The following is a 2,204-nucleotide window of genomic DNA, read 5'->3' on the forward strand; positions in this document are numbered from 1 at the left end:
TAGCCCCATCATGTGGTCGAAAGCTTTTAATTCTGATGGTTGCAATAACCCAAGCGATCGCACTCCCATTATCAAACCAGTAATAACCAAACTTGATAACAGTATTACTTTAATACTACGCCACCGTAACTGCGCTTGAGTTCTATATTTATTTACTTGAGGCTTGCTAATTTCTGTTTGGGGATTTCTCAAAAAATCTTTCCAAGTTGGTGGCACTGCTGCTGGATTTTGACAAATTACAGGTAAAGAAACCGCACAAGGATATTTATCTTCAATGCCATGTAATTTTTCCCTTGATTCTCGTACTGCTAAGTACATAGACTCACCACTGGAAAATTTTTTGAGGAAATTCTTTAAAAATTCTTGTGCTACTAAGTCTTGCACTGCTTCCCGCATAACGATAATTTGTGGGATGTGCAAGTCTTCTAACTGATGTGCTAGTCCTAGTCCATCACAAGAATTCAAAATCGCTAACTGCAACCCTTTGCTGACAGCTTTTAAAAGACCATACTTTAGTTCATCAATTGTCAAGCAATCTGTTTTATTAATATAAATATTGCCGCTCTTACCATCCTCAAGGCTTTCACTATGACCTGCAAAAAATAAGATGTCCCAATCTTGTTCCCAAATTTGTTCATTTAACTGGCTGCGCTGTGGTTCTACCAGAAAAGTTGTTTCTGCATCTGGTAACATCTCCAATAGCTCTCGATCTTTCTCAATCAAGATTCCCTCACTATTACCCAGAATTGCTAAGATTTTTACCTTCCCTCCAGTAGTACTTGTCTTTGATTTTGCCAGATATTCATACTCTGGTGCGCTTAAGGCAACTTCTGCTTGAGAGTAATCCTCAAAAAAATCCCATAAATGCCACGGGAGACGACGTAGCCAAATGTCACTGGTTTTGATTAGTACGCGAACTGTATCATCTAATGTTAGTTGTTTGAGTAATTTCTCTTTGAGTGGGCGAAACGAGTTACAGTTGAGCCAACTATTCATTTGCTGACTTAACTTCTCGTTTAACTTGCGACATTTCTTAAGATGCTCATTCAGAGAACTTCCGACATGAATGCTCACAGGTGTAAGGCGAAAATTTGATAAACTGCGATAGGTTATTCGCCAAAGCTCATAATCTGCAATGATCTCTGGCTTTGGCGTCAGATAGCCTTGAACTTCTATACTGGCGCGATCGCCTTCTCTCCCAATTTCGAGTGTGACTTTTACCCCCTGGCTCAAATCACCATCTAGCTTCAACACAACCAACTTCTGCATGGGTAGGAATCAACCAATGTGCTTAAATAACAAAATTTTCAGTAATATTAGTATTTCCCAGTTCTAAGTTAACGCTAAAACGTTCTCCTATTTGAGCATTAAACTCTAATGTTACATGACTACTGCCACTTCTAGCCTGGGCTTCCATAACATTAATGCCTTTATCATCTAAGACTTTAACGATGAGATTATTGGGTAAGTAGGCTTGCTCATCGGATGGATGCACCTGCAATTTCAGTTGGATTTCTACGGAATTTTTTGGTGTGAGTGTAACAACTAATGCTAGCGATTGTCCTGGAAGTTCTATCCCCATGTCAATCAGCTTACCCCGCGTCACTCCCTTTTGATAACGAAAAGCTAATTGTGGTGTTTTTGATGCTAAAATTTTTTCTATCGGTTGCCAACCTGCATCAATTATATTTTGTAACCAGTAGCTCAACTTGACTTCCGTGGTCGATGTGACCGATGGTGCCGACGTTGACGTGAGGCTTGTTACGAGTGAATACGCCCTTTGCCATGACTCATACTCCGGAAAACGCGGTTCTGATGGCGGAAACGGCATTCCAGAACCGTACCCGCGCGGGTGTGAAACGTGTTGCCTGGTTCCGGGGCATCCTGCCCTCGGACAACTCAGGGAAAGCCGCTGATGGGACTTGAACCCATGACCTCAGCCTTACCAAGGATGCGCTCTACCACTGAGCTACAGCGGCGGTCAATCGACCGTCTACAAGATGCACTGCCTTGGATCGAATTCCGCGGGGTCCGTACGCCGCGAAGCCCGGATGCAATGACAGCCCGTCACGGCAGACGCCGCAAGGGAGGGGATGATACCCCGTCCGCAAGCTTGGTCAACCGCGCCGAACCAACGTTGCACGCCTTGGCTGGGAAATGTCTGGTGGATGCCGTTCGAGCACGGCGGATTGAAACATGAAGGC

At 43.7% G+C, this 2,204-nt stretch carries 3 protein-coding genes and 1 tRNA gene; 1 reads left to right on the forward strand and 3 read right to left on the reverse strand.

Going from position 1 to position 2,204, the window contains the following annotated elements:
- The 3 genes from LC574_RS36845 to LC574_RS36855 all read right to left on the reverse strand — a co-directional run.
- Positions 1-1,269: CHAT domain-containing protein (locus tag LC574_RS36845; RefSeq protein ID WP_229458577.1), on the reverse strand; the 1,269-nt coding region annotated here is incomplete at its 3' end.
- Positions 1,270-1,291: 22 nt separating this feature from the next.
- Entirely contained in the window at positions 1,292-1,708 is a 417-nt protein-coding gene (locus LC574_RS36850) for a DUF1822 family protein (protein WP_229458578.1), read from the reverse strand.
- A 199-nt stretch (positions 1,709-1,907) separates the two neighbouring features.
- Positions 1,908-1,979: transfer RNA gene (locus LC574_RS36855), tRNA-Thr, on the reverse strand.
- A gap of 77 nt (positions 1,980-2,056) precedes the next feature.
- On the opposite strand from LC574_RS36855, the gene LC574_RS36860 reads away from it, so the two are divergent.
- Entirely contained in the window at positions 2,057-2,200 is a 144-nt protein-coding gene (locus LC574_RS36860; protein WP_229458579.1) for a hypothetical protein, read from the forward strand.
- Positions 2,201-2,204: the final 4 nt, after the last annotated feature.

Source organism: Nostoc sp. CHAB 5715 (genome assembly GCF_020829685.1).
Classification (GTDB): Bacteria; Cyanobacteriota; Cyanobacteriia; order Cyanobacteriales; family Nostocaceae; genus Nostoc.